Annotated in this window: 19 protein-coding genes; 13 read left to right on the forward strand and 6 right to left on the reverse strand. The window is 60.5% G+C overall.

The annotated features are described in order from the left end of the window. The first annotated feature begins 197 nt into the window (after positions 1-197). The gene (gene rapA / locus AB4N64_RS18810) at positions 198-3,044 is read left to right on the forward strand and encodes an RNA polymerase-associated protein RapA (protein ID WP_460117379.1); all 2,847 of its coding nucleotides are present in this window, start codon (positions 198-200) and stop codon (positions 3,042-3,044) included. Positions 3,045-3,197: 153 nt separating this feature from the next. Here rapA and AB4N64_RS18815 read toward each other — a convergent pair whose 3' ends face one another. Continuing rightward, positions 3,198-4,547, reverse strand: a complete 1,350-nt coding sequence (locus tag AB4N64_RS18815) for a spinster family MFS transporter (RefSeq protein ID WP_460117380.1) — start codon at positions 4,545-4,547, stop codon at positions 3,198-3,200. Between the two features lie 275 nt (positions 4,548-4,822). On the opposite strand from AB4N64_RS18815, the gene AB4N64_RS18820 reads away from it, so the two are divergent. After that, complete coding sequence (locus AB4N64_RS18820; RefSeq protein WP_460117381.1) at positions 4,823-5,188, forward strand: YkgJ family cysteine cluster protein; 366 nt, start codon at positions 4,823-4,825, stop codon at positions 5,186-5,188. Positions 5,189-5,332: 144 nt separating this feature from the next. After that, positions 5,333-7,609: a putative bifunctional diguanylate cyclase/phosphodiesterase gene (locus tag AB4N64_RS18825; protein ID WP_460117382.1), complete on the forward strand. Its 2,277-nt coding sequence runs from the start codon at positions 5,333-5,335 to the stop codon at positions 7,607-7,609. Here the strand turns inward: AB4N64_RS18825 and AB4N64_RS18830 are convergent. After that, positions 7,500-8,396 (reverse strand): NAD(P)-dependent oxidoreductase, encoded by an 897-nt coding sequence (locus AB4N64_RS18830; protein ID WP_460117383.1) that lies wholly within the window; start codon positions 8,394-8,396, stop codon positions 7,500-7,502. The genes AB4N64_RS18825 and AB4N64_RS18830 overlap by 110 nt on opposite strands. 197 nt (positions 8,397-8,593) lie before the next feature. Here AB4N64_RS18830 and AB4N64_RS18835 point away from each other — a divergent pair, with 197 nt between their 5' ends. Continuing rightward, positions 8,594-10,792: a hypothetical protein gene (locus AB4N64_RS18835; protein WP_460117384.1), complete on the forward strand. Its 2,199-nt coding sequence runs from the start codon at positions 8,594-8,596 to the stop codon at positions 10,790-10,792. Positions 10,793-11,067: 275 nt separating this feature from the next. On the opposite strand, the gene AB4N64_RS18840 is transcribed toward AB4N64_RS18835, so the two are convergent. Further along, complete coding sequence (locus AB4N64_RS18840) at positions 11,068-11,373, reverse strand: DUF2288 domain-containing protein (RefSeq protein WP_460117385.1); 306 nt, start codon at positions 11,371-11,373, stop codon at positions 11,068-11,070. Positions 11,374-11,712: 339 nt separating this feature from the next. Between AB4N64_RS18840 and AB4N64_RS18845 the strand changes: the two genes are divergently transcribed. From AB4N64_RS18845 to AB4N64_RS18865, 5 genes are all read left to right on the forward strand, one after another. Beyond that, the gene (locus AB4N64_RS18845) at positions 11,713-12,840 is read left to right on the forward strand and encodes a branched-chain amino acid ABC transporter substrate-binding protein (RefSeq protein WP_460117386.1); all 1,128 of its coding nucleotides are present in this window, start codon (positions 11,713-11,715) and stop codon (positions 12,838-12,840) included. A 228-nt stretch (positions 12,841-13,068) separates the two neighbouring features. Then, entirely contained in the window at positions 13,069-13,992 is a 924-nt protein-coding gene (gene livH / locus AB4N64_RS18850) for a high-affinity branched-chain amino acid ABC transporter permease LivH (protein WP_060753800.1), read from the forward strand. After that, the gene (locus AB4N64_RS18855) at positions 13,989-15,242 is read left to right on the forward strand and encodes a high-affinity branched-chain amino acid ABC transporter permease LivM (protein WP_460117387.1); all 1,254 of its coding nucleotides are present in this window, start codon (positions 13,989-13,991) and stop codon (positions 15,240-15,242) included. The genes livH and AB4N64_RS18855 overlap by 4 nt, the downstream gene beginning before the upstream one ends. Continuing rightward, positions 15,239-16,006 (forward strand): high-affinity branched-chain amino acid ABC transporter ATP-binding protein LivG, encoded by a 768-nt coding sequence (livG, locus tag AB4N64_RS18860; RefSeq protein ID WP_460117388.1) that lies wholly within the window; start codon positions 15,239-15,241, stop codon positions 16,004-16,006. The genes AB4N64_RS18855 and livG overlap by 4 nt, the downstream gene beginning before the upstream one ends. Continuing rightward, positions 16,007-16,708 carry an ABC transporter ATP-binding protein gene (locus AB4N64_RS18865; RefSeq protein WP_460117389.1) on the forward strand — a complete coding sequence of 234 codons (702 nt, stop codon included), beginning with the start codon at positions 16,007-16,009 and terminating at the stop codon, positions 16,706-16,708. It begins immediately after the preceding gene. Positions 16,709-16,783: 75 nt separating this feature from the next. On the opposite strand, the gene AB4N64_RS18870 is transcribed toward AB4N64_RS18865, so the two are convergent. Next, positions 16,784-17,692 (reverse strand): LysR family transcriptional regulator, encoded by a 909-nt coding sequence (locus AB4N64_RS18870; protein WP_460117390.1) that lies wholly within the window; start codon positions 17,690-17,692, stop codon positions 16,784-16,786. A 105-nt stretch (positions 17,693-17,797) separates the two neighbouring features. On the opposite strand from AB4N64_RS18870, the gene AB4N64_RS18875 reads away from it, so the two are divergent. The 3 genes from AB4N64_RS18875 (at position 17,798) to AB4N64_RS18885 (ending at position 20,831) form a co-directional block, all read left to right on the forward strand. Continuing rightward, the gene (locus AB4N64_RS18875; protein ID WP_460117391.1) at positions 17,798-18,397 is read left to right on the forward strand and encodes a short chain dehydrogenase; all 600 of its coding nucleotides are present in this window, start codon (positions 17,798-17,800) and stop codon (positions 18,395-18,397) included. A gap of 59 nt (positions 18,398-18,456) precedes the next feature. Beyond that, complete coding sequence (locus tag AB4N64_RS18880) at positions 18,457-19,122, forward strand: COG3650 family protein (RefSeq protein WP_460117392.1); 666 nt, start codon at positions 18,457-18,459, stop codon at positions 19,120-19,122. A 95-nt stretch (positions 19,123-19,217) separates the two neighbouring features. Then, positions 19,218-20,831: an NAD(P)/FAD-dependent oxidoreductase gene (locus AB4N64_RS18885; RefSeq protein WP_460117393.1), complete on the forward strand. Its 1,614-nt coding sequence runs from the start codon at positions 19,218-19,220 to the stop codon at positions 20,829-20,831. A 116-nt stretch (positions 20,832-20,947) separates the two neighbouring features. Here AB4N64_RS18885 and AB4N64_RS18890 read toward each other — a convergent pair whose 3' ends face one another. Beyond that, complete coding sequence (locus AB4N64_RS18890) at positions 20,948-22,045, reverse strand: PLP-dependent cysteine synthase family protein (protein WP_460126804.1); 1,098 nt, start codon at positions 22,043-22,045, stop codon at positions 20,948-20,950. Positions 22,046-22,280: 235 nt separating this feature from the next. Here AB4N64_RS18890 and nhaA point away from each other — a divergent pair, with 235 nt between their 5' ends. Next, positions 22,281-23,471 carry a Na+/H+ antiporter NhaA gene (gene nhaA, locus AB4N64_RS18895; RefSeq protein WP_460117394.1) on the forward strand — a complete coding sequence of 397 codons (1,191 nt, stop codon included), beginning with the start codon at positions 22,281-22,283 and terminating at the stop codon, positions 23,469-23,471. A gap of 152 nt (positions 23,472-23,623) precedes the next feature. Here the strand turns inward: nhaA and AB4N64_RS18900 are convergent, their stop codons facing one another. Beyond that, positions 23,624-24,088: an outer membrane lipoprotein gene (locus AB4N64_RS18900; protein WP_460117395.1), complete on the reverse strand. Its 465-nt coding sequence runs from the start codon at positions 24,086-24,088 to the stop codon at positions 23,624-23,626. Positions 24,089-24,219 lie beyond the last annotated feature (131 nt).

Below are 24,219 nucleotides of genomic sequence, written 5' to 3' on the forward strand. Positions count from 1 at the left end.
GGTTTTCGGCTGCGGGGATGGCGACTTGAGCCATCGGTCGCAAACTGTGACCCGATTGGCACTCACAAGTGCCCCGAGCTACGGGCGTATCAAGTATTGAACTAAGGTGAGACAGTGAGTTTTTCCGAGAGTCCTTTGGCCCTCCAGCCCTCATTCCGTTAAGATAGCCCGCTTTTTCAAGGTGGGAGTCAGGCAGCATGGCGCAGCAGTATCAACCGGGGCAACGCTGGATCAGTGACAGCGAAGCAGAGTTGGGTTTAGGCACCGTTCTGGCACAGGACGGCCGCTTGTTGACCGTGCTCTATCCGGCCACTGGCGAGACTCGCCAGTACGCGCTTCGGAATGCGCCCCTGACCCGTGTGCGGTTTTCGCCCGGTGACTCCATCACCCACTTCGAAGGCTGGAAACTGACCGTACAGGAAGTCGACGACGTCGACGGCCTGCTGGTTTACCACGGCCTCAACGCGCAAAACGAAGCAGTCACCCTGCCGGAAACCCAGCTGTCGAACTTCATCCAGTTCCGCCTGGCCAGCGATCGCCTGTTCGCCGGGCAGATCGACCCGCTGGCCTGGTTCGCCCTGCGCTACAACACCCTGGAACACACCAGCCGTCAGTTGCAGTCCTCGCTCTGGGGCCTGGGTGGCGTGCGCGCACAACCGATCGCCCACCAGTTGCACATCGCCCGTGAAGTCGCCGACCGTATCGCGCCACGGGTTCTGCTGGCCGATGAAGTGGGTCTGGGCAAGACCATCGAAGCCGGCCTGGTCATCCATCGCCAACTGCTCTCGGGTCGTGCCAGCCGCGTGCTGATCCTGGTTCCGGAAAACCTGCAGCACCAGTGGCTGGTGGAAATGCGCCGCCGTTTCAACCTGCAGGTCGCGTTGTTCGACGAAGAGCGTTTCATCGAAAGCGATGCCACCAACCCGTTCGAAGACACCCAATTGGCGCTGGTGGCGCTTGAGTGGCTGGTTGACGACGAAAAGGCCCAGGACGCGCTGTTCGCCGCCGGCTGGGACTTGCTGGTGGTCGACGAAGCTCACCACCTGGTCTGGCACGAAGACCAGGTCAGCCCCGAATACTCCCTGGTCGAACAATTGGCCGAAGTCATTCCCGGCGTACTGCTGCTCACCGCCACTCCAGAGCAACTCGGGCAGGACAGCCACTTCGCCCGCCTGCGCCTGCTCGACCCGAACCGTTTCCATGACCTGCACGCCTTCCGCGCCGAGAGCGATAACTATCGCCCGGTGGCCGAAGCGGTTCAGGAACTGCTGGACAAGGGTCGCCTGTCGCCTCAAGCACACCAGACCATCCAGGGTTTCCTCGGCAACGAGGGCGAGGCCCTGCTGACCGCGGTCAACGATGGCGACACCGAAGCCAGCGCCCGCCTGGTGCGCGAGCTGCTCGATCGTCACGGCACTGGCCGCGTGCTGTTTCGCAACACCCGCGCCGCTGTGCAGGGTTTCCCGGAGCGCGTACTGCATCCGTACCCGCTGCCGTCGCCGGACGAATACCTCGAGCTGCCACTGGGCGATCACGCCGAGCTGTACCCGGAGGTCAGTTTCCAGGCCCAACCGGACGCCAACGAAGAAGAACGCTGGTGGAAATTCGACCCACGCGTCGAGTGGCTGATCGACACGCTCAAGATGCTCAAGCGCACCAAAGTGCTGGTGATCTGCGCCCACGCCGAAACCGCGATGGACCTTGAAGACGCCCTGCGCGTGCGCTCCGGCATCCCGGCCACGGTGTTCCACGAGGGCATGAACATCCTCGAGCGCGACCGCGCCGCCGCCTATTTCGCCGACGAAGAATTCGGCGCGCAAGTATTGATCTGTTCGGAAATCGGCAGTGAAGGTCGCAACTTCCAGTTCTCGCACCACCTGGTGCTGTTCGACCTGCCGTCGCACCCGGACCTGCTGGAGCAGCGCATCGGCCGTCTCGACCGGATCGGCCAGAAACACACCATCCAGTTGCACGTGCCCTATCTGGAAACCAGCCCTCAAGAGCGCCTGTTCCAGTGGTACCACGAAGCCCTGAACGCATTCCTCAATACCTGCCCGACCGGCAACGCCTTGCAGCATCAGTTCGGCCCGCGCCTGCTGCCTCTGCTGGAAAATGCCGACGACGGCGAGTGGCAGACGCTGATCGACGAAGCCCGGGCCGAGCGCGAACGCCTCGAAGCCGAGCTGCACACCGGCCGTGACCGCCTGCTGGAGCTCAACTCCGGAGGTGCTGGCGAAGGCGAAGCGCTGGTGGAAGCGATTCTCGAACAGGACGACCAGTTCGCCCTGCCGATCTACATGGAAACCCTGTTCGATGCCTTCGGTATCGACAGCGAAGACCATTCAGAGAACGCGCTGATCCTCAAGCCGAGCGAGAAAATGCTCGACGCCAGTTTCCCGCTGGGCGATGACGAAGGCGTGACCATCACCTACGACCGCAACCAGGCGCTGTCTCGCGAAGACATGCAGTTCATCACCTGGGAACATCCGATGGTGCAAGGCGGCATGGACCTGGTGTTGTCGGGTTCCATGGGCAACACCGCCGTGGCACTGATCAAGAACAAGGCGCTCAAACCGGGCACCGTGTTGCTCGAACTGCTCTACGTCAGCGAAGTGGTTGCCCCGCGTTCACTGCAACTGGGCCGCTACCTGCCACCGGCCGCCCTGCGCTGCCTGCTGGACACCAACGGCAACGACCTTTCAGCCCGGGTATCGTTTGAAACCCTCAACGACCAGTTGGAAAGCGTACCGCGTGCCAGCGCCAACAAGTTCATCCAGGCCCAGCGCGACCAACTGACGCCACGGATCAACGCCGGCGAAGAGAAAATCCTGCCGCGCCACACCGAGCGTGTCGCCGAGGCAAAACGTCGCCTGGCCGCCGATACCGATGAAGAACTGGCGCGCCTGACTGCGCTGCAAGCCGTCAACCCGACCGTGCGGGACAGCGAACTGGTTGCCTTGCGCAATCAACGCGAGCAAGGCTTGGCGATGCTCGACAAGGCGGCGCTTCGGCTGGAAGCGATCCGGGTACTGGTAGCGGGCTAACCCTCCCTCCCCCACAAAAATGCCCGCAGCGATGCGGGCATTTTTGTTTGTAGGAGCGGGCTTGCCCGCGATGGTCGTCAACGATGACGCTGGCTGCCTGACACCCAGCGGTGTCTGAGCCGCCATCGCGAGCAAGCTCGCTCCTACAGGGGGTCAGGCCGTGACGCCTTCGACCTCGGGATTGGCCACCCCTTGCAACCCCTCCTTCATCCGCTTGGCATCACGCACAAAACACCGCGAAGCCATGAACAGGAACACCATCGTCAGGAACAACGCCACCGGAATCAAATACATCGCATCATGCAAGCCGACGGCCTTGAACGCCTCGGTCATCTGCTCGGCACCCGCTGCCAGCATGGCCGAATGGGCAAAGTGATCGGACAGGCCGCCCACGACCACTGGCCCCAAACCACCGCCCAGCAGGTACAACCCAGCGAAGAACAACGCCATGGCCGTCGCCCGCAAGCGCGGTTCGACCACGTCCTGGATGGCCGTGTACACGCAGGTGTAGAAGTTGTAGGCGAACAGCCAGCCCACGCTGAACACGGCCACGAACACGCCGATTTCAATGCGTCCGGCATGCAGCGCCCAAGCGGTGCACAGGGTCGAGATGATCAGGCTGAACCCGGCAAACAGCAGGCGTCCGCTCGCCACCCGCTGGTGAATCTTGTCCGCGACCCAACCGCCCAGGGTAAGGCCGATCAGCCCGGTGACGCCCACGATGACGCCGGTTGCCACGGCGGCTTCGTGCAACGGCATCAGGAAGTAACGCTGCAGCATTGGCACCAGAAAGGAATTGCACGCGTAGGTCGCAAAGTTGAAACACAACCCCGCCATGACCAGCCACAGAAAGGTCGGCACCGCCAGCACCCGACGGATTGGCCGGTCCACGGGCCCCTGCGAGACCTGTACGCTTTCCGCAGCGCCGCGTTTTGGCTCCTTGATGAAGAACATGAACACCGCCAGGAGCAGCCCCGGCACGGCCGCGATGAAGAACGGTGCGCGCCAGCTGTCGAACGCCTTGACCATCCAGCCAATGGTGAAGAACGCCAGCAAAAGGCCCAATGGCAAACCGAGCATGAAAATGCCCATGGCTCGCGCCCGGCGATGGGCGGGAAACAGATCGCCGATCAGTGAATTGGCGGCGGGCGCATAACTGGCCTCACCAATGCCGATGCCCATGCGCACGAGCAGGAAAGTCCAGAAGCTGCCCACCATACCGTTCACTGCGGTCAGACCGCTCCATGCGGCCAGGCCCCAGCCCATCAGTTTGGCGCGCGAACCGGTGTCGGCCATGCGCCCCAGGGGCAGGCCGGCAATGGCATAGACGATGGTGAATGCGGTGCCAATGATCCCCAACTGGAAGTCGCTGAGGCTCCACTCCATGCGGATCGGCTCGATAATGATGGCCGGGATGGTGCGGTCGAAGAAGTTGAATAGATTCGCAAGGAACAGCAGGAACAGAATGCGCCAGGCATTCGCCGCTTGGGTCGAGTTCTGCATGGGTCCGTCTCTTTTATTGTTATTGGGGCGTCACTTCCCCCGGAAACTGCAATCTAGACAGGCCTGCCACAACTGTCTGTAATTATTCGTAAGGCTGATACCCGTTCATGGCAACCAGGCACAATGTGCACAGGGAGCAAGCGCCGGCATTGACCGCACGTCCAGCCGTTTAAAAATACCTCTGCCACCCCCTGTTCAAGTGGCTGGCGAAGCCTAGAATAGCGCTCTCGTCGGCCCTCCCGGCGACCTCCCCACTCCTCCTTAGATGACTACCCATGTCCGAAGCCAGTCCGTGCTTGAATTGCGGTGCCTGCTGTTCACATTTTCGCGTGTCTTTTTTTTGGGGTGAATGCGCTTCATCAGGGGGGACAGTGCCCGATGAACTTGTCGAGCAGATCACCCCGAGCCGGGTCGCGATGCTGGGCACCAACTGCAAAAGCCCACGCTGCATCAGCCTGGAGGGAGAAGTGGGCAGCGAAGTGAAATGTACGATCTATGAACAGCGCTCGAGCCCTTGCCGGGAATTCGAGGCCTCCTGGGTCGATGGCCAGGTCAACACCGACTGCGACGCGGCACGCGCGGCTTTCGGCTTGCTGCCGCTTGAAGCTCCAGCTCACCTGATCGTGGCGCAGAGCGCCTGATCTTCAGCACGAATGGTTATTGGCTCTATTCCAAAATCTTAGAAACCAAAGTGCCATCACGCCTTGCTGGTTTCGCATGCCTTCTATACTCCCTGAATTCACCGGCGTCCTTGCGCCGGTCAGGGAGAATACATGGGGCATGCAATGGATTGGCTGAGCCTGCACTTCACTTCTGCACTGCCTGAGAGCGGGCAGGTCATTCTCGATTGCTTCCATGATCCGTTGTTGGTCCTGCTGGCATTTCTGGTCGCCTGCGCCGGCAGTTTCGCGACGTTGGACATGGCCGAGCGCATCGCTCACGCGGACAAACCTGCGTCCCGAAGAATCTGGCGCTGGGTCGGCTCCGGTTGCCTGGCTGGCGGAATATGGGCCATGCACTTCATCAGTATGCTGGCGTTCCAGGCGCCCATCGAGATTCGTTATGTACTGCCGATCACGCTGGCCTCGCTACTGATCGCCCTGTTCGCCTCCTGGCTGGCGATGTACACCCTCAGCCACCCGCGCCTGAGCATCAGGCAATACGTGCAGGCCTCGATCTGCATTGGCCTGGGCATCGCCACCATGCATTACCTGGGCATGTCGGCCATGCGTTCGAACGCAGTGGCGTACTACCAACCGTTGCTGTTCGGTCTTTCCATCGTGATCGCCATTGGTGCGAGTTTTGCCGCCCTGTTGATATCCAGTCGCCTGCGTGACGGTTCGCAACATCAACTGATCAAACTCACCGCCAGCCTGGTCCTGGGGGCGGGCATCATCAGCATGCATTTCACAGGCATGACCGCTTTCACTCTGGTACTCCCCGCCGACAGCCCCGTGGAATTGGCCGCTGACAACAGTCACCAGCAGTTGGGCATCACAGTGGCGGTCATTGCCTTGCTGATCATCGGCAGCAGTATCAGTGCTGCACTGTCGGACAAGAAACTGCAGCACAAGGACCGCGACCTGCTGCGGGTCAACACACTGCTGGGCCAGTTGGATGAGGCACGCCTGTCGCTGCAACACGCGGCGAACTACGACGCCCTGACTGGTCTGATCAACCGCCGAGGCTTCAACCAGATTTTCGCCGAGAAGTTGCTTCAGAAGACCACGGAGGGCGGCATGCTTGCGGTGATGTTCCTCGACCTGGACCACTTCAAGCGTATCAACGACAGCCTGGGCCATGCTGCCGGCGATGAATTGCTCACCGTCATGGCCAGCCACATCAAAGGTTCGGTGCGCGGCCAGGAGGATGTGGTGGCGCGCTTCGGCGGCGATGAGTTCTGCCTGCTCATCAGCCTGCGCGATCGCGAGGAGGCGCGGCATATGGCGCAGCGCATCATGTTGAAAATGAAGGAGCCAATCGAACTGGCCGGACGGCGCATGGTCATGACCACCAGCATCGGCATCAGCCTGTTTCCCGAGGATGGCACGACCTGCGAAGAACTGCTGAAGCACGCTGACCTGGCGCTCTACCAATCCAAGGGCGGCGGCCGTAACGGCCTGAATTTCTTCAACCCCAACTTGAAAAGTCGGGCCTCACTGGATTTGCAGCTCGAAGAAGAACTGCGTCATGCCCTGCGCGAAAACACCGGACTCATGCTGCATTACCAACCGATTTATGGCCTGAAAAGCCGCCAGGTCACCAAGCTTGAAGCGCTGATCCGCTGGCAACATCCCGCGCATGGGTTGCTGACACCGGATCGTTTCATCGCCATCGCCGAAGCCAACGGCCTGATCGCCGAGCTGGACAACTGGGTCCTGCACAAAGCCTGCGAGGACCTCGCCGAGTTGTCGAGCCAGGGCTTCGACGCCCTGCACATTGCCGTCAATTGCTCACCGCTCAACCTGGCCCGGGAAGACCTGGCCGATGAAATCGAACACGCACTACGCTCGGCCGGGGTCGCACCACAGCGGCTGGAACTGGAGGTGACCGAGAACGCGCTGATGGACAACATCACCGAGTCACTGGTGTTGATGAGGCAGATTCGCGCAATCGGTGTTTCGCTGTCGATCGACGACTTCGGCACCGGTTACTCGTCCCTGGCCTACCTGCGGCGCCTGCCGCTGAACACGCTGAAGATCGATCGATCGTTCATTCAAGACATCCCCAAGGCCAGCCAGGACATGGAAATCGTCCAGGCGATCATCGTCATGGCCCACACCCTGCACTTACAGGTGGTGACCGAAGGCGTGGAAACTCCCGAACAATATGCATTCCTCGAGCGTAACGGGTGCGATCTGGTGCAGGGGTATCTGCTCGCCCGCCCGGTGCCGCTCACCGAGCTGCGCCAGGTGTTGAACGACATCGACCAGCGCCAGCACGGCCACGCCTTCAGTCCTCTGACCCTGGCTCACGGTACATCTGCACTAACGTCGACGGATCCTTTTCCAAAAAACCCTGGCTCCCATGCAGGCGCATCAGTTGTGCGGCCAATCCGCTGATGGGCGTGGCCGAGCCCTGTTCGCGGGAAAATTTCACTGCGGTGTCGAGGTCCTTGAGCAGCGTGCGCACATGCCATTTCACCGGTTCAAAACGGCTGTCGGCCATCTGCGGCGCCAGGATCTGCAAAGGTCTGGAATCGGCAAAGCCACCCGCCAGCGCCTCGGCAATCAGGGCCGCCTCTACACCTGAGCGCTCTGCCAGCGCCACGACTTCGGCAATGACCAGGGCATTACAGGCCACGATCATTTGATTGCACGCCTTGGTCACCTGCCCAGCGCCAACGTCGCCCATATGGGTGACACGCTGGCCAAGGCTGAGCAACACCGGCCTGACCCGCTCAAGATCCGCCGCCGTGCCGCCGACCATGATCGCCAGGCTACCCGCCTCGGCACCGACCACTCCGCCAGACACCGGAGCATCGAGCCAACCCATGCCCGTCTGTTCGGCCAACTGCGCCGACATTTCCCGCGTCGCGGTGGGCTCAAGGCTGGAAAAATCCACCAGCAACTGGCCACGTTTCCCACCCTCGGCAATACCCTCCGGACCAAACACCACCTGCCGCACCACCGCCGTGTCTGCCAGACACGTCATCAACACATCGGCGTGCTTGCACAGCTCGGCCGGTGTGGCAACGTGTCGCGCGCCGGCTTCGACCAGCGGCGTACACTTCGCCGGGTTGCGGTTCCACACGGTCAGCGGATACCCCGCCGCCAGCAAACGCCGGCACATTGGCAGCCCCATCAGGCCAATTCCGGCGAAGCCCAACGATGGTAGGGTTGACATCATTTAGCCTTCTTTTCGATTAAAGATCGCCGAATATTGGCCGATTCATCATGACTAGGAAAGGATTTCCCCCGAGCGATGCTCAGGCCAAACCCCTGATGCTTGGGCCAATGACGCGCTGAATAAAGACGCGAGAACCCAACCGTGACGGTCCGGCGCAATCCGCCGCCCTACCGACCAGCCCAGGTACATGGCGCACAATGACTTCCAAAAATAACCCGGCTCCCGCCATATCCGATCTGACGCCCAGCCCAGCGGCCAACAGCCCCGCACCGTCGAAACCATTGACGCCGTCGCGCCCACTGGCTACCCAGCAGTACCTTTACTTCACCGAGACCAATACCGACCGCATCCTCGACAACCTCGATGGCCTGCGCGACCTGGTGTTCCCACGTCCGCCGCATCTGGAAGGCGACAGCGAACAGTACAGCACCCAGGAATTTCCGTCGGTGTGCCTGATCGGCCTCGGCCGCTGCGGTTCGAACATTGCGCTGGATGTCGCGGAGCTGGTGTACAACGCCCGCAAGTTCTACCTCAATGAATTCAACAACGAAGATCGCCTGTCGCCGGACAAACGCCACGCCGAAAAAGGCTACAGCCCGGCGCAATGGATCCGCTCCAGCCTGCGACTGATTCCGAACAAGGCCACCAAGCCAGTGTTCCTCGTCGAGCCGCTGGTCATGCTCGGCGACCTCGACAAAGACATCGCCGGTCGCATCCGCTTCTCCCGCAAGGGCGAAAAAAGCGGTTTCCTGCGCGACTACAGCAAAATGAAAATCATGGACCTGTCGGAGGTTCACGCCGGCGGTGCGGGTAACGCGCCGATCCTCGGCCAGTACCTGGCCAAGATCATCCTGAACAAGGACACCCAGCGTTTCTCCAGTCCAGACTGGAAGATGATTCACTCGTACCTGATCGACAGCTGCGGTATCAAGGCCAACCAGTCGCGCCTGTACTTCTCGATCTTCAGCGCCGGTGGCGGTACCGGTTCGGGCATGGCTTCGGAGTTCGGCCTCGCCCAGCAGCATTCGTACATGAACAAGACGTTCGACACCAAGCCGATGGACGAACACGACGGCAAGAGCGGTCATTCGTTTGTATTCGAACCCATTTTCACCAGCGGCATCTGCGTGCTGCCGAACATTTCCGATCACCGCAGCGAAATGTCCGAGGCACTGCACATCAACGCCGGTCGCCTGCTGTGTAAATACCTGTCGGAAGAGTGGGACTTCTCTTACAACTTCGCTAACGAAGACAGCAGTGAAGCCAGTGTCATGGGCCGCATCCGCCCATGGAACGCAATGATGCTGATCTCCAACGACATCATGCGTTACGCCGAAGAAAACGATGACGGCAACATCCAGAACATCGACGTCAACGCGATGGAGAAGCATGCGAACCAGTACATCTCGCAGCAGATCTTCAACATCCTGACGGCGCAGGCGGTCACCACCGACTACGACCAGAACTATTTCCGTCGCGCCGGCATCGACATCGGCGAAACCATTCGCCTGGACGCCAACGACCTGTTCATGAGTCTGGCCGGCCCCGTGGCGATTGCCTACGCCGAGTCTGTGGTCCCGGAAACCCCGCCGCCGAGCAGCGATAAATTCAAGGTGTTCGAAAAAGAGCCACAGCGCCTGAACATCGACGACCTGTTCTTCCGCTCCATCGACCTGCCGCACTTCAACAAAGTGACCCAGGCCATCGAAGGTATCAGCCTGCTGCCGATCGAATCCAAGCGCTACCGTGCCTCGCTCGAGCAGTACAAGAATTCCGGTTACGACGCGGCCGCGCTACACGACCTGCACTTCTTCAAGAACTGCTCATCGGTGGTGTCGATCGTCTCCCTGCCCAAGGACTACAAGCTGTCCTACATGGACCTGAACCGGTTGAAGACTCATCTCAACAGCCTGTTCCCGAACACCACGCTCAAACGTTACGCGCTGGTGATCGGCGCTTCGGCCAACCTGTCGCTGACGACATTGATTGCCAAGAGCCCGTGCCTGTCGGACGACTTCCTGACGCTGATCGTGGCGTTCATCAAGCGCTGCTTCGCCAAGAACCCGTACCGCTTCGACGAAACCCTGGACAACTCGATCCTCGATTTCATTACCCAGGATGAATTCAACGAAGGGATGATCGACGACCTGCTCAACGAGTTCGAGAACCCGGCGAAGATCCTCGATACCAACTGGTACGCGATCAAGCCAATGTACGAGAAGAAGTACCGTGAGCTGATCAACGACAAGGAGAAGTTCGTCTCGATCAACGACATTCGCCTGTCGCGTGATTGCGTGAAGAAGGCGATCAAGTACCTGCGCGAGATTTACCGTCACCGTATTGGCAAGACCAAGGTCATTTCGCTGAATAACCACACGGGCAAAACTGCGCACTAAGCGGCGCGCCTATCGCGGGCAAGCCCGCTCCCACAGGGTTTTGTGTCGTTCACAGAAAACCTGTGGGAGCGGGCTTGCCCGCGATGAGGCCCTTGAATTCAACGAATTAACAACATTCAGAAACAATTAAGCAGCCCTCAACCCGCCTCCTCAACTGTGCCCGTTACGTTTACGTCACCGTGAAGCTGTGGCCTTTCTTCACGGCAACATGCCATCACGCTACTCGGCTACACACTTTCTTCCCGAAATACAACGCACCAATAAAGTGCGACGTATTACTTCGCCGCCCTTTCCTGGATCATAATCCACGGCGAAACCACCACCGCCCACAACGCTGGATCACGCTCGAATAGATCCAGAGCCCGCGTTTCAGACAGCTTGGCGACTTGGTCAGCAGCCAGCCAGGTAGCCACTTTCTCGCCATCATCCGTGGCCACGGCCTCGGCCGCTGCGATCAAATCCAGCTCAGGATCGACCCACAATAGGGCACCCTTGGCGAAGAAGGGCTCCAGCTCTTTCCACGAAATAGATGCGGTTTCACCAAGCAGCTTGGCATAGAGGGTGCTAGGTTCTTCAGTCATGGGTCCTGTCCGGAAAAGAAATCGACATGAATGATAACGTCGGTGGTCTGGCAGAAAAACCCGGAAGCAAATGCATCGCCGATTGAAAACTGCAGGAGCGCCAAGGATTGCTGTTTAAACAGCTGTAAGCCCCGCCGCATTTCTGTCTTTTTCTTTCATAAACGCGACACCCTCTGATTTTGCCCCCCGACGCCAGCTTCCCAGGCTGACAATCGGCGCTCTACACTGTACCGGTACAGTTGCCGAGGGCATTTTCCGGAGGATGGCGTAAATATCCGACCCGGTTCTGCTGCTTCGGCGCCAGGACTATAAAAATTACAACAGTAAGAGTGGAGCACTATGACAAAGGCTACTAAGCAGATTTCCAAACTGTTTGCCGCTATGGTTCTGGCCGGGGTTGCCAGCCATTCGTTCGCAGCTGACACCATCAAGATCGGTATCGCCGGCCCTAAAACCGGCCCTGTGACCCAGTACGGCGACATGCAGTTCGTCGGCGCCAAACAAGCCATCAAGGATATCAACGCCAAGGGCGGCGTCGACGGCAAGATGCTTGAAGCCAAGGAATACGACGACGCGTGCGACCCTAAACAAGCGGTAGCCGTGGCCAACAAAGTGGTCAACGACGGCGTCAAGTACGTAGTCGGTCACCTGTGCTCCAGCTCCACCCAGCCAGCTTCGGACATCTACGAAGACGAAGGCGTGATCATGATCACCCCGGCTGCCACCAGCCCGGACATCACCACCCGTGGCTACAAGCTGATTTTCCGCACCATCGGCCTGGACAGCGCCCAGGGCCCGGCCGCAGGCAACTACATCGCCGACCACGTCAAGCCGAAAACCGTTGCCGTCCTGCACGACAAGCAACAGTACGGTGAAGGCATCGCCACCGCAGTCAAGAAAACCCTGGAAGGCAAAGGCGTGAAAGTCGCCGTCTTCGAAGGCTTGAACGCCGGTGACAAAGATTTCTCCTCGATCATCCAGAAGCTCAAGCAAGCCAACGTCGACTTCGTCTACTACGGCGGCTACCACCCAGAGCTGGGCCTGATCCTGCGTCAGTCCAAGGAAAAAGGCCTGAACGCCAAGTTCATGGGTCCGGAAGGCGTCGGCAACGATTCCATCTCGCAAATCGCCCAGAACGCTTCCGAAGGCCTGCTGGTCACCCTGCCTAAGTCGTTCGACGCTGATCCCGAGAACAAGGCCATCGTTGACGCCATCAAGGCTGACGGCAAGGATCCAAGCGGTCCGTTCGTATTCCCGGCCTACTCCGCTGTCGAGCTGATTGCCGAAGGCATCAAGTCCGCCAAGAGCGAAGACACCGCCAAAGTGGCAGAAGCCATCCACGCGGGCACGTTCAAGACCCCTACCGGCGAGCTGTCGTTTGATGCCAAGGGCGACCTGAAAGACTTCAAATTCGTGGTCTACGAATGGCATTTCGGCAAGCCGAAAACCGAAGTTTCCCCTCAGTAAGACCTGCTCCAACGATCGAGAAGCCCACTGTGCAAGCAGTGGGCTTTGTTTTACGAGGTTTATGGGCCAGACACCCGCGATCCGGGCGCTGGTTCACCTGAAAATCTTAAAACCGTCACCAGCGGTTCGCTGGCAAACGCCCCGTGCAAATGTGCTCGAAGAACACAGCAATGGGCCGGAACATGACTCCACCAGTGAAATGCGTATCGGGTTTTTAGGAGCGCTGTAATGCCTGAGATCTATCATTTTTTCCAACAGCTGGTTAATGGACTGACCATTGGCAGCACGTATGCGTTGATAGCCATTGGCTACACAATGGTTTACGGCATCATTGGAATGATTAACTTCGCCCATGGCGAGGTCTACATGATTGGTTCCTACGTGGCCTTCATCGCCCTTGCCGGGCTGGCCATGATGGGTATCCACTCGCTGCCGCTGCTCATGACCGCCGCGTTCATCGCGTCGATCGTTGTTACCAGTGCCTATGGCTACAGTATCGAACGTGTTGCGTATCGCCCCTTGCGTGGCAGCAACCGTCTGATCCCGCTGATTTCCGCCATCGGCATGTCGATTTTCCTGCAGAACACTGTATTGCTGTCCCAGGACTCCAAGGACAAATCCATCCCCAACCTGATTCCGGGGAGCTTCTCCTTCGGCCCGGGTGGCGCTGAAGAAGTCCTGATTTCCTACATGCAGATCCTGGTCTTCGTAGTGACGCTGGTCGCCATGCTTGGCCTGACGCTGTTCATCTCTCGCTCCCGCCTGGGTCGCGCCTGCCGCGCCTGTGCCGAAGACATCAAGATGGCCAACCTGCTGGGCATCAACACCAACAACATCATCGCCCTGACCTTCGTGATCGGTGCGGCGCTGGCGGCTGTCGCTGCGGTGCTGCTGAGCATGCAATACGGCGTGATCAACCCCAACGCCGGTTTCCTGGTGGGCCTCAAGGCCTTCACCGCAGCGGTATTGGGTGGCATCGGCAGTATCCCGGGCGCGATGCTCGGCGGGCTGGTGCTGGGGGTAGCCGAAGCGTTCGGTGCCGACATCTTTGGCGACCAATACAAGGACGTCGTGGCATTCGGTCTCCTGGTCCTGGTTCTGTTGTTCCGGCCGACCGGCATCCTGGGCCGTCCGGAGGTTGAAAAAGTATGAACAAGTATTTTAAACAAGCGCTGTTCAGTGCCTTGCTGGTCTGGGCCGTCGCATTCCCCGTCCTCGGTCTCAAGCTGAGCATCGTCGGGATCAACCTTGAAGTGCATGGCACCGGTCCGGTCACGCTGACCATCATCGCGCTGTGCTCGGTGCTGATGTTCCTGCGGGTCCTGTTCACTCAACAGGTCGGTGCACTGTTTCGCTCCAACCGTGGTCCGCTGGTGTCGCCCAAGGTCAGCCAGTTCCTGACCCTGCCGCGCACCCAGCGCTGGATCATCATCGGCCTGATCGTGGTGGCGCTGGTCTGGCCATTCTTCGGTTCTCGCGGCGCGGTGGACATCGCTACCCTGATCCTGATCTACGTATTGCTGGGCCTGGGCCTGAACATCGTCGTCGGCCTGGCTGGCTTGCTCGATCTGGGCTATGTCGGGTTCTACGCAGTGGGTGCCTACAGCTACGCGCTGCTGTCGCACTACTTCGGCTGGAGCTTCTGGATCTGCCTGCCGATCGCCGGCCTGATGGCGGCCACTTTCGGCTTCCTGCTGGGCTTTCCGGTGCTGCGTCTGCGCGGTGACTACCTGGCCATCGTGACGCTGGGTTTCGGTGAAATCATCCGTCTGTTCCTGCGTAACCTCACCGACCTCACCGGTGGCCCGAACGGGATCAGCAACATCCCAAAACCAACGTTCTTCGGGCTGAGCTTCGACCGCTCCGCCGCCGAAGGCATGCAGACTTTCCACGAGTACTTCGGGTTGACCTACAACCCGGTGAGCAAGGTGGTGTTCCTGTATCTGGTTGCGCTGTTGCTCGCCCTGGCCGCGCTGTTCGTGATCAACCGCCTGTTGCGCATGCCGATCGGTCGCGCGTGGGAAGCCCTGCGCGAAGACGAGATCGCCTGCCGAGCCCTGGGCCTGAACCCGACCATCATCAAACTCTCCGCGTTCACCCTGGGCGCTGCGTTTGCCGGTTTCGCCGGCAGCTTCTTCGCCGCCCGTCAGGGCCTGGTGACCCCGGAGTCCTTCACCTTCATCGAGTCGGCGATCATCCTCGCCATCGTCGTGCTGGGTGGCATGGGCTCGCAACTGGGCGTGATCCTGGCTGCCGTGGTGATGATCCTGTTGCCGGAAATGATGCGCGAGTTCAGTGAGTACCGCATGTTGATGTTCGGCGCCCTGATGGTGCTGATGATGATCTGGCGACCTCAAGGTCTGCTGCCCATGCAACGTCCTCACATGGAGCTGCGCAAATGAGCCGCGAGATCCTTAAAGTTGAAAACCTGAGCATGCGCTTCGGCGGTTTGCTGGCGGTCAATGGCGTGGCCCTGACCGTGAAAGAGAAACAAGTGGTTGCCCTGATCGGCCCCAACGGTGCCGGCAAGACCACAGTGTTCAACTGCCTGACCGGTTTCTATAAACCGAGCGGCGGCACCATCCTGCTGGACGGCGAGCCCATCCAGGCGCTGCCGGGCCACAATATTGCGCTCAAGGGCGTGGTGCGTACGTTCCAGAACGTGCGCCTGTTCAAGGACATGACGGCGGTCGAGAACCTGTTGATCGCCCAGCACCGCCACCTGAATACCAACTTCCTGTCGGGGCTGTTCAAGACTCCGGGGTTCCGCAAGAGCGAGCGCGAGGCGATGGAATTCGCCGCGTACTGGCTGGACAAGGTCAACCTGACCGAGTTTGCCAACCGTCCGGCCGGCACCCTGGCCTACGGTCAGCAACGTCGCCTGGAAATCGCCCGCTGCATGATGACCCGTCCGCGGATCCTAATGCTCGACGAGCCGGCTGCCGGCCTGAACCCGAAGGAAACCGAAGACCTCAAGGCGCTGATCAGTGTGCTGCGTGAAGAGCACAACGTGACCGTGCTGCTGATCGAACACGACATGAAACTGGTCATGAGCATTTCCGACCATATCGTCGTGATCAACCAGGGCACGCCCCTGGCAGATGGCACGCCACAACAGATCCGCGACAATCCTGAAGTGATCAAAGCCTACCTGGGGGAAGCGTAAATGCTGCAGTTCGAAAACGTTTCCACCTTCTACGGCAAGATCCAGGCCCTGCACAGCGTCAACGTCGAAGTCCGCCAGGGTGAAATCGTCACCCTGATCGGTGCCAACGGCGCGGGCAAGTCGACCCTGCTGATGACCCTCTGCGGTTCGCCGCAGGCTCACAGCGGCAGCATCCGCTACCTGGGCGAAGAACTCGTCGGCCAGAGTTCGTCGCAGATCATGCGCAAGAGCATCGCGGTGGTGCCGGAAGGTCGTCGAGTGTTTGCTCGCCTGACCGTCGAAGAAAACCTGTCCATGGGCGGATTCTTCACCGACAAGGGCGACTATCAGGAACAGATGGACAAGGTCCTGGAGCTATTCCCGCGCCTCAAGGAGCGCTTCAGCCAACGCGGCGGCACCATGTCCGGTGGCGAACAGCAAATGCTCGCGATCGGCCGCGCGCTGATGAGCAAGCCGAAGCTGTTGCTGCTCGACGAGCCCTCGCTGGGCCTGGCGCCGATCATCATCCAGCAGATCTTCGACATCATCGAACAGCTACGCAAAGATGGCGTGACGGTGTTCCTGGTCGAGCAAAACGCCAACCAGGCGCTGAAAATCGCTGACCGTGCCTACGTTCTGGAGAACGGCCGTGTGGTGATGCAAGGCACCGGGGAAGCGCTGCTGACCGACCCGAAAGTGCGCGAAGCGTACTTGGGGGGATAAGCGGCTGCGCTGAACAACGCCCCCTGTGGGAGCGGGCTTGCTCGCTCCCACAGGGGGGATTCACCGATTAAATGGCTACAACCGATCCAACGCCTCCCCACTCCTCTTGAACCAGCCAATCAGGTAATCCGCCAATACCTGGGTCCTCTTCGGCAACCCGCCTTGATAGGGGTGCGCCAGATACATCGGCATGCGCCGTGTCTGAAACTCCCGCAAGAGCCAGCGCAAACGCCCGTCAGCCAATTCCTCCTGCAACAGGTAAGAAGGCAACCGTGCAATCCCCGCTCCCGCCAGAGCAGCTTTCTTGAGCAGGCTGTAATGGTTGCTGGCAAACGGTCCCGAGACACGCACCCGCAGCAACTCGTGCTGCTGGTGATAGAGCCACTCTTCGCGGCCGCTGTAGTGGCTGTTGAGCAGGCAGCGATGTTGCGCCAGATCCTGCGGCAACAGCGGTTCGCCATGCTGTTCGAGGTAGGCCGGGCTGGCGCAGGTCAGTTCGTGCCAGGCCAGTAATGGGCGCGCCACCAGGCGCTCGTCATTGCCCACCTCGGAACGCACCGCGAGGTCAAAACCCTCGCGGGACAAGTCCCGGTAGTCATTGCTGAGGTCGAGTTCTATCTGAACCTGCGGGTACTGGTGGGAAAACTCCAGCAACAAGCCATCGAAGAAAGTTTCGCCCAGGGAAACCGGGACGGTCATACGCACGGGTCCGGCGATGTCGTCCTTCAGCCGCGCCAATGCCTGACGTGCCCGTTCCACCTGCACCATCAGTGCCTGCGCCTGCGGTAATAGCGCCGCGCCCGCCGCCGTGAGGCTCAGGCGGCGCGTGGTGCGTTGCAGCAGCACCACGCAGAAGCGCGACTCCAACAAGCTGATGCGCTTGGACAACTGCCCCTTGCTGCAGCCCAGTTGCTGCGCCGCCAGCGTGAAGCTGCCCGCCTCGATCAACACCGCGAACGCCGCCAGATCGTCCATTTCGCTCATGGATTGTTTCCAATAGAAAACCAAAGGTTGCCCATTAGCGCGCTTATCCGCAGAAAAAACCACTCTAAACTGAAACCACTTTCAACCCACACGAGGATCACCCCCATGAAAATTCTTCTGATCGGCGCCGGCGGCACCATCGGTTCGGCTGTCGACAAAGAGTTGTCCGAGCGTCACGAAATCATCCGCATCGGCCGCACCAGCGGTGACTTGCAGGTGGATATCAGCGACAGCGCCTCGATTCGCAAGCTGTTCGAAAAGACCGGCAAGTTCGACGCACTGGTCTGCGCGGCCGGCAACGTGACCTTCGCCCCGCTCGCTGAAATGAGCGAAGAAAGCTTTGCCCTGGGCCTCAAGGACAAACTCATGGGCCAGGTCAACCTGCTGCTGATCGGTCGTGAGTTTGCCAACGACGGTGCCTCCTTCACCTTCACCACTGGCGTGCTCAGCCACGACCCGATCCGCAGCGGCGCTTCAGCCGCCCTGGTCAACGGTGCCCTCGACAGCTTTGTGCGCGCCGCCGCCATTGAACTGCCGCGTGGCCTGCGGGTGAACTCGGTCAGCCCCACCGTACTGCTGGAAGCCATGGGCAAATACGCGCCGTACTTCCGCGGCTACAAGCCGGCTCCGGCAGCCGAGGTGGCGCTTGCCTACGCCAAAAGCGTGGAAGGCCTTCAGACGGGTCAGACCTTTCATGTGGGCTGAGCCCTTGTGATGAACGGTCAGGCTGAGTAACGTGGCGGCACTTGTCTGGAGAGCCAAAGATGCGTGTCGCCCGTTCCTTAGTCCTCGTTGCCCTGCTTCCATTGTTCGCCGCCTGCCAGTTACTCGAAAGACCACAGGAAGGTGCTTCTCACGTGGGTCAGACCCGAATGCAGGGCCAACTGACGGCGCTCGATGGCAAACTGGTGTTCCAGCCGTGCAATGAGCAACGCATCCTGGTGGTCAACGACATCGGCGGCACCAGCATCCTGCAGGAAGCCGCAAGCCTGGCCGATGCCCAAGGCAAGCTGTTCGCCGATGTGCGTGGGCAGGTCGTCGCCAGCGGTGGCGAGAGCCGGCTGGACCTGGTGCAGTTGTACCGCGTCGAGCGTTCGGGCGTTGCCTGCGACGATCCGAACTTCAAACTGCTGATCCTGCGTGCCGCCGGTCACGGCCCGGAATGGAACGTGAAGGTCAGCGGCAAAGGCATGGTCATCGATCGCGCAGGGCAACCGCCCCTGGCAGTTCCCTATGTTGAAGAGCAACTGGGCGACGGTCGCTTCAACCTCAGCACCGAAGCCAACGGCCAGCACATGGAACTGTGGGTCGCGCCGCAACGCTGCGTCGACAGCAGCACCGGCAGCGTTCAGCACATGAGCGCCGAGTTGCGTATCGACGGCCAGGTCCAACGGGGCTGCGGGTATTTCGGCGGATCGCGCAACGACTGATCGTTTAAGCCTCACGGGATGGCGCCTTTGAGGCTTATAATCGCGGCCTTCAAACGCCCTGGCGCAGTTGTGCGCCCCGCGAACCGGATCCCGCCATGTTACGAATCACCGAACTCAAGCTGCCAATCGACCATCCCGATGAAGACCTGCGCCTGGCCCTCGTCCAGCGCCTGGGTATCCCCAGCGATGACCTGCTCGATTTCACCTTGTTCAAGCGCAGCTACGATGCGCGCAAAAAGTCCTCCGAACTGTGCTTCATCTACACCATCGACCTCACCGTAAAGGATGAGGCCGCGCTGCTGCGCAAGTTCGCCGATGACCGTAACGTCAATGTGGCGCCGGATGTCAGCTACAAAATGGTCGGCCACGCGCCGGCCGATCTCGAGCAACGCCCGGTCGTGGTCGGCTTCGGCCCCTGCGGGATTTTCGCTGGCCTGTTGCTGGCGCAGATGGGCTTCAAGCCGATCATCCTCGAGCGTGGCCCCGATGTGCGCCAGCGCACCAAGGACACTTGGGGCCTGTGGCGCAAAAGTGTGCTCAACCCCGAGTCCAACGTTCAATTTGGCGAAGGCGGCGCGGGGACCTTCTCCGACGGCAAGCTCTACAGCCAGATCAAGGACCCGAAATTCATCGGCCGCAAAGTCCTGCACGAGTTCGTCAAGGCCGGCGCACCGGAAGAAATCCTCTACGTCAGCAAGCCGCACATTGGTACGTTCCGCCTGACCGGCGTGGTGGAAACCATGCGCGAGGAAATCCGCGCGCTGGGCGGCGAAGTGCGCTTCCAGCAGCGGGTAACGGACGTGCTGATCGAGGACGGCCGATTGGTCGGCGTCGAACTGCACGGCGGCGAGCAGATTCACTCCAAACACGTCATCCTGGCGCTGGGTCACAGCGCCCGCGACACCTTCCGCATGCTCCATGGTCGCGGCGTGTTCATGGAAGCCAAGCCGTTCTCGGTGGGGTTCCGCATCGAGCACCCGCAATCGCTGATCGACCGCGCGCGTTTGGGCAAGTACGCCGGTCACCCGAAGCTTGGCGCCGCCGACTACAAACTGGTGCACCACGCCAAGAACGGTCGTTCGGTCTACAGCTTCTGCATGTGCCCGGGCGGCACCGTGGTCGCTGCCACGTCAGAACCCAATCGGGTCGTGACCAACGGCATGAGCCAGTACTCGCGCAACGAGCGTAACGCCAACTCCGGGATCGTCGTCGGCATCACCCCGGAAGTCGATTACCCGGGCGGGCCACTGGCGGGTATCGAGTTGCAGGAGCGTCTGGAGTCCCACGCGTATGTGCTCGGCGGCAGCAACTACGAAGCCCCGGCGCAACTGGTCGGCGACTTCATTGCCGGCAAACCGTCCACGGCGCTGGGCAGTGTCGAACCGTCGTACAAACCCGGTGTCGCGCTGGGCGATCTGGCGCTGGCCTTGCCGGAATTTGCCATCGAAGCGATCCGCGAAGCCCTGCCTGCGTTCGAGAAACAGATCCGCGGGTATTCGCTGCATGACGCGGTACTGACCGGCATCGAAACCCGCACCTCGTCGCCACTGCGCATCACCCGCAACGAGTCGATGCAGAGCCTGAACGTCAAGGGCCTGTTCCCGGCGGGCGAAGGCGCAGGTTATGCCGGCGGGATCTTGTCGGCAGGTGTGGACGGCATTCGCATCGCCGAGGCGGTGGCGCGGGATATTCTGGGCCTGGCCTCCTGACACAACACAAATCCCCCTGTAGGAGCGAGCTTGCTCGCGATGGCGGTGTATCAGTCGAAATCAATCTGACTGCCCCACCGCCATCGCGAGCAAGCTCGCTCCTACAGGGGTTTCAATCAGATATTCGCTCGCAACACACTCGCCGGCAGCGCTTCCCCGCGCTCGACCGCCGCCGCCACCGCCGCTATCAACCCAGTCAATTCATAGCCCTCGGCCGTGAGCCATTTCTTATCGTAGTAAGTCGTGGCATAACGCTCGCCGCTGTCGCACAGGATCGCCACGATCGACCCCGACTCTCCCGCCGTCGCCATCTGCTGCGCCGCCATCAACGCGCCGATCAGATTGGTGCCGCTCGATCCACCGACATGTCGCCCCAGCCGCTCGGCCAGGTAATGCATGGCCGCCAGGGACAGGGCGTCCGGCACCTTGACCATCGCATCGATGACCTTGGGCAGGAACGACGCCTCGACCCGCGGCCTACCAATGCCTTCGATACGCGAACCATGGTCCAGGCGCAGGCTGGCATCGCCCGTCTGGTAATAATCGAAAAACACTGAACGCTCGGCATCGGCGCACAGCACGCGGGTGTTGTGCTGGCGGTAACGCACGTAACGGCCCAGCGTGGCGGTGGTGCCCCCGGTGCCGGGGCTGGAGATGAGCCAGCTCGGCTCGGGGTGCCGCTCGAAGCGCATCTGATGGAAGATCGATTCCGCAATGTTGTTGTTCGCCCGCCAGTCGGTAGCGCGCTCGGCGTAGGTGAACTGGTCGATGAAGTGGCCGTCGTGCTCGCGGGCCAGGCGCTCGGACTCGGCATAGATCTGGGTCGGATCATTAACCAGGTGGGTTTTGCCACCGTAGAAGGCGATCTGCGCGATCTTCTCCCTGGAAGTGCTCGCCGGCACCACCGCAATGAACGGCAAGCCAAGCAGGCGGGCGAAGTACGCCTCGGAAATCGCCGTCGAACCGCTGGACGCTTCGATCACAGGCGCACCCGGTTTCAGCCAGCCATTGCACAACGCATACAGGAACAACGAGCGCGCCAGCCGATGCTTCAGGCTGCCGGTGGGGTGGCTGGATTCGTCCTTGAAATACAGCTCGATGCCCGTATAACCCGGCAGGGGCAATGGGATCAGATGCGTGTCGGCGCTGCGCTGGAAGTCGGCTTCGATGATTCGAATCGCTTCCCGGACCCACTGTCGGTTGTCGCTCATGATGGCTTCTCGTCAAGGCGGCCTTGTCGCAAGGCTCAGCCCGCAAGCTTAGGAAATATCCGACATCGCGCACAGATACAGCTGAGCCTCAATACCTCGGGCAACTGCTAGGCTCAAGTCCGTGTCGCCGGTTCATGCCCCACCCGCATATAACAAAAAAGAATATAACTTTTGTTTTAACAACTAACGGTACGGGTTAGGGTGTGCCACCTTTTTGATTATTCGATGGAGAGCGACCTTGCCTCTGCGTAGCACCTTCACCCGTTTCTTTCAGTTGGAAGCTGCCAGCGGCCTGCTGTTGATTGCGGCCGCCGTTTTGGCCCTGATCATCAACAACTCGCCCCTGTCCTGGCTGTACAACGGTTTGCTGGACACCCCCGTGGTCGTACAGATCGGCGCACTCAAGATCGCCAAACCTCTGCTGCTGTGGATCAACGACGGCCTGATGGCATTGTTCTTCCTGCTGATCGGCCTGGAGGTGAAGCGCGAAGTGCTCGATGGCCAACTGGCGAAACCCTCGCAGATTGTGCTGCCCGGGGCGGCGGCCATCGGCGGCATGGTCGTACCGGCACTGATCTATTGGTTTCTCAATCGCGACAATCCCGCTGCGCTCAGTGGCTGGGCGATTCCGACCGCCACCGACATTGCCTTCGCCCTCGGCGTCCTGGCCCTGCTCGGCAAGCGGGTACCGGTGTCGCTGAAGCTGTTCCTGATGACCCTGGCAATCATTGATGACCTGGGCGCAATCATCATCATTGCGATTTTCTACTCCGGCGCCCTGTCGACCCTTTCCCTGGCGCTGGCGGCTGCCTGCATCGTCGCATTGATCGCGATGAACCGCCTTGGCGTGGTCAAGCTGGGACCGTACATGATCATCGGCCTGATCCTGTGGGTGTGTGTGCTCAAGAGCGGTGTTCACGCCACACTGGCGGGTGTGACCCTGGCCTTCTGCATCCCCCTGCGCACAAAAAATGCCGAGCCCTCCCCGCTGCTGACACTGGAACACGCCCTGCATCCGTGGGTCGCCTACGGCATCCTGCCGCTGTTCGCTTTCGCCAACGCCGGCCTGTCGCTCAGTGACGTGACCGTCGAAAGTTTCACCCATTACGTGCCCATGGGCATCGCACTGGGGCTACTGCTGGGCAAGACCATCGGCGTGTTCGGCCTGACCTGGCTCGCCGTAAAATCCGGCATGGCCGCCCTGCCCCAGGGCGCCAACTGGGGGCAGGTACTGGGTGTGGCGATTCTCTGCGGCATCGGTTTCACCATGAGCCTGTTCGTGGGGTCCCTGGCCTTCGTCCCCGGTGCCAGCGAATACGCCGGCATGGACCGCATGGGGATTCTCACCGGCTCGATCCTGGCAGCCTTGATCGGTTATTCGATGACGGCGGCCGCGAGTCGCAGGAACGCGGTGGTGTCGTCCTCGTAATGGCGCGCCGCCTCATCGGATGAACCCCTTTTGATGATCGTTCCCACGCAGAGCGGGGAACGATCAGTCGCAACAACCGGCAGTAAAAAACAGAAGTAAAAAACCCCGACCAGCTCTCGCTGATCGGGGTTTTTAGTGACCCGCAGGTGCGCTTAGTGCGTCACGCGGCTGGTGCCGTCCACGGTTGCGATGCGTACGCGCTCGCCCACACGGAAGACTTCATTTTCCTGAACCTGTTGCACGTAGGCGCGCATGCTGCCGTCGTCTTCGCGCACGGTGATTTCCACGCCCTGGGTGCGGGTCAGGCCTTCTTCGGCGGCAGAACCCACCAGGCCACCGGCCACTGCGCCGATGACGGCAGCGACGATGCTGCCCTTGCCGCCGCCAATGGCGCTGCCACCGACACCACCCACCGCTGCACCGGCGATGCCGCCGATAGGGGTCTTGGTGCCTTCGATTTTCACCGGACGCAGCGCTTCGATGGTGCCCATGCGAACCGTCTGCACGCGACGCGCTTCGTCACGGGAGTAGGAGTCACCGGTCAAGCTCGATTGGCAGCCAGTGAGCAACATCGCCATCGTGGAAAAGGAAGCAATTAGCAGAACAGACTTACGCATAGCATCAACTCCAAAGGACAAGTATTCATTAAACTCCGCAGCTTGACGCATGTCACGGCATGGCCCGGATAAAATGGGTTTGATTCAGGCCAGGTACAGCGTGACCACGCACTTTGCATACCGTAGCGGCA

This window comes from Pseudomonas sp. S2_C03, from assembly GCF_054668405.1.

Coding starts and splice junctions, on each gene's coding strand:
- rapA (WP_460117379.1), top strand. CDS start 198: ATGGCGCAGCAGTATCAACCGGGGCAACGCTGGATCAGTGACAGCGAA.
- AB4N64_RS18815 (WP_460117380.1), bottom strand. CDS start 4,547: ATGCAGAACTCGACCCAAGCGGCGAATGCCTGGCGCATTCTGTTCCTG.
- AB4N64_RS18820 (WP_460117381.1), top strand. CDS start 4,823: ATGTCCGAAGCCAGTCCGTGCTTGAATTGCGGTGCCTGCTGTTCACAT.
- AB4N64_RS18825 (WP_460117382.1), top strand. CDS start 5,333: ATGGATTGGCTGAGCCTGCACTTCACTTCTGCACTGCCTGAGAGCGGG.
- AB4N64_RS18830 (WP_460117383.1), bottom strand. CDS start 8,396: ATGATGTCAACCCTACCATCGTTGGGCTTCGCCGGAATTGGCCTGATG.
- AB4N64_RS18835 (WP_460117384.1), top strand. CDS start 8,594: ATGACTTCCAAAAATAACCCGGCTCCCGCCATATCCGATCTGACGCCC.
- AB4N64_RS18840 (WP_460117385.1), bottom strand. CDS start 11,373: ATGACTGAAGAACCTAGCACCCTCTATGCCAAGCTGCTTGGTGAAACC.
- AB4N64_RS18845 (WP_460117386.1), top strand. CDS start 11,713: ATGACAAAGGCTACTAAGCAGATTTCCAAACTGTTTGCCGCTATGGTT.
- livH (WP_060753800.1), top strand. CDS start 13,069: ATGCCTGAGATCTATCATTTTTTCCAACAGCTGGTTAATGGACTGACC.
- AB4N64_RS18855 (WP_460117387.1), top strand. CDS start 13,989: ATGAACAAGTATTTTAAACAAGCGCTGTTCAGTGCCTTGCTGGTCTGG.
- livG (WP_460117388.1), top strand. CDS start 15,239: ATGAGCCGCGAGATCCTTAAAGTTGAAAACCTGAGCATGCGCTTCGGC.
- AB4N64_RS18865 (WP_460117389.1), top strand. CDS start 16,007: ATGCTGCAGTTCGAAAACGTTTCCACCTTCTACGGCAAGATCCAGGCC.
- AB4N64_RS18870 (WP_460117390.1), bottom strand. CDS start 17,692: ATGAGCGAAATGGACGATCTGGCGGCGTTCGCGGTGTTGATCGAGGCG.
- AB4N64_RS18875 (WP_460117391.1), top strand. CDS start 17,798: ATGAAAATTCTTCTGATCGGCGCCGGCGGCACCATCGGTTCGGCTGTC.
- AB4N64_RS18880 (WP_460117392.1), top strand. CDS start 18,457: ATGCGTGTCGCCCGTTCCTTAGTCCTCGTTGCCCTGCTTCCATTGTTC.
- AB4N64_RS18885 (WP_460117393.1), top strand. CDS start 19,218: ATGTTACGAATCACCGAACTCAAGCTGCCAATCGACCATCCCGATGAA.
- AB4N64_RS18900 (WP_460117395.1), bottom strand. CDS start 24,088: ATGCGTAAGTCTGTTCTGCTAATTGCTTCCTTTTCCACGATGGCGATG.